3 protein-coding genes and 1 riboswitch are annotated in these 4,079 nt (G+C 55.6%); all 3 genes read right to left on the bottom strand.

Going from position 1 to position 4,079, the window contains the following annotated elements; translation table 11 throughout:
- On the bottom strand, positions 1-725 hold a 725-nt coding region (locus HJB84_RS33380), incomplete at its 3' end, for a phosphomethylpyrimidine synthase ThiC (protein ID WP_221117979.1).
- A gap of 91 nt (positions 726-816) precedes the next feature.
- Positions 817-948, bottom strand: a riboswitch (TPP riboswitch).
- Positions 949-1,126: 178 nt separating this feature from the next.
- The gene (locus HJB84_RS33375) at positions 1,127-1,837 is read right to left on the bottom strand and encodes a hypothetical protein (protein WP_127431727.1); all 711 of its coding nucleotides are present in this window, start codon (positions 1,835-1,837) and stop codon (positions 1,127-1,129) included.
- 1,115 nt (positions 1,838-2,952) lie between these two features.
- Positions 2,953-3,480 carry an OsmC family protein gene (locus HJB84_RS33365; protein WP_131702562.1) on the bottom strand — a complete coding sequence of 176 codons (528 nt, stop codon included), beginning with the start codon at positions 3,478-3,480 and terminating at the stop codon, positions 2,953-2,955.
- Positions 3,481-4,079: the final 599 nt, after the last annotated feature.

Here is a 4,079-nt window from a genome sequence, read left to right as displayed (position 1 = left end):
TCGGCGCCCCAGCGGGCCGCCCAGACCATTTTCTCGACCTCTTCCGTCATGGACGAGGTGACAGCAGAATTGCCAATATTGGCGTTGATCTTCACCAGGAAATTCCGGCCGATGATCATCGGCTCGGATTCCGGATGATTGATGTTGGCGGGGATGATCGCCCGACCCGCCGCCACTTCCTGCCGGACGAATTCCGCCGTCACATGGTCCGGAATATGGGCGCCGAAGCTTTCGCCGTCGCGGACCATGGCATCCGCCTGCGCCTTGCGACCAAGGTTTTCGCGGATGGCTATGAATTCCATCTCGGGCGTGATGATGCCTGATCGCGCATAGGCGAGCTGGGTGACCGCCTTGCCATCCCTGGCTCGTAGCGGCTGACGTTTAGTGGGAAATTCGGGCGTCAGCCTTTCGCCGCTGGCAAAGCCGTTGTCTTCGGGGCGGATATGGCGGCCCTGATAGGCTTCGACATCGCCGCGCGCGAGCACCCAGTCGCGGCGGAGCTGCGACAGGCCCTGCTCGATGCGGATATCAGCACCCTCGATCGTATAGGGACCGGAGGAATCATAGACGACAACAGGCGGCTCGCCCGATGTCGGATGAACGCTGATCTCGCGCATCGGCACACGGATGTCGGCGTGTATGTCTCCCGGGATGTAAATCTTCCGCGACGCCGGCAGCGGGCCTTTGGTGACTGTGGGGGTGATGGTCTTCGCGGCAATTTTCATGGTTTGAGGCTCCAAGTTTTCGATTGGAGACCCAGTCCTCAGCCGGAATGATGAAAAGACGCCGGCACGGATTCCGCGCGTGAATCCACTGCTTCGAGCGCTTGCACCGTCCCTACGCCAGTATGAACTGGATCAGGTTCAACGGGTCACTGCGCCACAATCGGCAAAGCCGTATTGTCCAGCAGTATCTCAGCCCCTTGCCGGGACCCCCCTGGTGAATGCAAAAAGGGTAGAGGCTTGCCGAGGGGACTGTCAAGCGACAATCTGCGATGGCTCGGGGTTAGGTTACACACAGGATATCGTGCGTGTCGCCGCTGTTAAACGATGGACAAGGGCAATCGTCCGGCCGGCACGCTTCCGCAAGACAAGCGCCCTTGTCGCATGCACGAGATACCGAAGCGCTATTGAGAAAGCAGGCGCGGAACTGGAAAGTCTAGTACTTTTTCCGTGTAGCTTTCGACCAGGGCGCTAAACGGCGTGCCGTCTGGAAGTTTCAATACGGCTCGATGTTCGAGCAGGAACGCCGGCAGGCCGGGGGAACTTGTTTCATGCGCTGTTAAGCCGTCCATGTCCCAGCCTTCGGATAGAGGGGACCAGAGCAACTTGGCAGACAGGTTTGTGCGAGTGAAATTGAGAGCCTGAACGGCTCTGCCAAACGCGATATCGCTGGTATTCAACGCCTGATTCATCTCTGCAGTTAATTTTGCAGGTACATACCAGTTGTCGGCTTCGGACAAGACGCGTTCGCCGCAGACCAGTCGGACGCGGCGATAGGCGATCAACTCACCGGGTCCGACGCTCAGAAGATCACGGATGTGCTCATCGGCCGGTTTGCCTTGCCCGCCCACACGCTGAGCTACGATCTTTGAACCTTCCGGTGCGAGCTTATGCGCGGCGCACCAGCGGTCAAGGGTAAACGTGGCACTGGCGTTACTCAGGAGATTTGCATTCAAGGTCTGGAGGATCGCAAGCGCTTCCACTCGAGATGCCGGCGTGTTCAGCCACTGAGATTCTATAGAAGGCTCTTGCGCAACTGCGATCTGGGTGCCCAGCAAGATGGCGGCCGCTGCAAGTGCGGCGATGCGAATGCATTTCGCAGGACATAATGACATGGAGAATGAAATCCTTTCTGTAGTATAATTGGGCAAACCTTGCGGGTCAAATATCCTTGATTTTTGCCGACGGGCGACCGTTGTCCGCGTATATGATAGCGGCAGCAGGGTTTGAACTGCGGCTCGCGTGTACCGCACGATGGCCAGGTTTCTGAAGACTTTCTTACCATCTTTCGAATTTGAAAGCGTTGGCGACTGAGCCGGCGCTTCCATTCTGGAATTTGGAAACCCGAGAGACGTGGATTTCAAATGAGAAACCTGGCGGCCGGCCCGAATTCTCCCAATTCTATATTCGTAACTCTCACTCAAAGGTTCAACGCCTTTGTCTTCGCCCTCGCTTGTTGCGAGATGTTCATATAGCTGGATCGGATAAAATAGCTCGCAACCGAAAGCAAAATCCAGAAGCCATTGTTTGAAAAAAGTCTTCTTCGTCGACCGGGAGCCCTCCTGCCGGTCGATTGACAATTGCAGACCAGGCAGCGACGCGCCATCGATGGTTGCCAACCGCAGATGCGAGTAGCCAGGGTGCTTGTCTGATTGCTTTTTGTGGTGCATGTCATCGTGCTCCTTGTGCGAGCCTCCCGACGATGATGTCGCCGGCAAGTTTTCAGCATTCATAGGAAACGATATTCCTGTGGTGCGCTATCGCAGCTCTTAGTTGGGACAGTTCATGAAAACCATCAGCAACGCAACAGATGAGCCGGATATATTTTATAGTATATCGTTCATCGCCGCAAAAAATACAAATTGCATTATAAACTTCTGTGAGCTGTAGGATATATTATTGCTTATATACATACATATATTGATTTCACGGCTTTAAGGGGCTGGATGGAATGCAGGTCTCCGAAGGCCACGGCAAACGTTCGCTGGTCGAAATGGCCATCGGACGATACAAGTCTATGGGCGCGCCAGGTCGCCCCTAGCGGAGCACCCTTTGTCGCCGTGCCGCAGGCGCATTTCGAATGCCGCGCATGATTTGATCCTTCAGTCGATACCAATTTGGGAACTTATGCAGCAAGCGACATTCGACGGGTTCCTACACGAGACGAAGTCGAGAACACGTGCTGACACATGACGTACACGGTCATCAGTCGGCGCTCCCTATATAGTGGTCAGGGTTGCTGGTGATCCAACTGCCCGCGCACCTCGTTTCCGCGCTTCAGGAGATTGAGGATTGGACAGAGCTTTTCCACGGTCGCCCGCAGTCTGGCGACGTCCGCGGTACTTGCGGGAGATACTAGTGTGACCAGGTAGTTGATGTCCTGGGGATAGACGGGAACGTCTTGATATCCTTCTGCACCTGCACGCGGATCGATCGTGGCGGAGACTTCCGCATGCAGCGATTCCAGCGGCACGCCCTGATCGGAAGCGTGGATCAGAAAAGTATGGGTCAGGCAGCTCGCAAGCGCACCGAGCAGCAGTTCTGGAGACGACGGACCCAGATTATAGCCTGCGAACTCGGGCGGGCTGTCGGAAATGACCTGGAAATCTCGAATTCGGATACGTCGCACGCCGCTGCGGCCTTCAGCGCTTGCACTGGCCTCAAATGTGACCGCACTCAGATCCCCCTTTCTGACGCGCGCCCGCCAATCGAGTAGTGCTTCGTGCTTCTGTCGGAGATACTCATTCAAAGTTGCCATGGCTTGCTAATATTCCTGTTGTGGAGACCGATGCCGAGATGGCCAAAGCGCCACGTTGCGCGCGCCGCTCAACCACGAGCTCGCGAGAAATGGGATCAATGAAAACAATCTTTGCTAGGTAAGACAGTTGCTGGAGGTTCAGCCTCTTTGCGATTCCGCGTCCGACGGGGGCTGTGTCGCCGTCAATTGTCCGCTTCCCGATCAAGACGATATCAGGCCTCAATGTCCGGCACCTGTTTGATACAGACCACGATGTGCATAGTCGTTTAAGCTCCCAATCGGACTTGGACTGTAGGGCCCCGCTTACTCTGAGCACTTCTCATGCCAATCAGGTTGAGCCGGTAACCCTGCGACATTGCACATGTTTATTGTCGCTATACCGAGGGTGTTTTGTAAGGGTGCGGACATGTCGTGTCGCAATCTGCCTCGATCACTACCGCGATGGAGAGGGCGGCGGCATACGGTGACCATCTGACCTTGCCCCGTTGAAATAATCCATTTTGAAGTAAGCTCTGGCCCATTTGAGAGGACCAGAGGATGAAGCGCAATCGTTTCACAGACGAACAGATCATCGGCATATTGAAGGAGCACGAGGCAGG

It is taken from the genome of Rhizobium sp. NZLR1b, assembly GCF_019685155.1.
Classification (GTDB): Bacteria; Pseudomonadota; Alphaproteobacteria; order Rhizobiales; family Rhizobiaceae; genus Rhizobium.
The sequence above is the reverse complement of the archived record's forward strand: the minus strand, read 5'-3'. Positions and strand labels throughout refer to the sequence as shown.

Excerpts from the sequence above, each read along its gene's own strand:
- HJB84_RS33375 (WP_127431727.1), bottom strand. The coding sequence starts at position 1,837 with ATGTCATTATGTCCTGCGAAATGCATTCGCATCGCCGCACTTGCAGCG.
- HJB84_RS33365 (WP_131702562.1), bottom strand. The coding sequence starts at position 3,480 with ATGGCAACTTTGAATGAGTATCTCCGACAGAAGCACGAAGCACTACTC.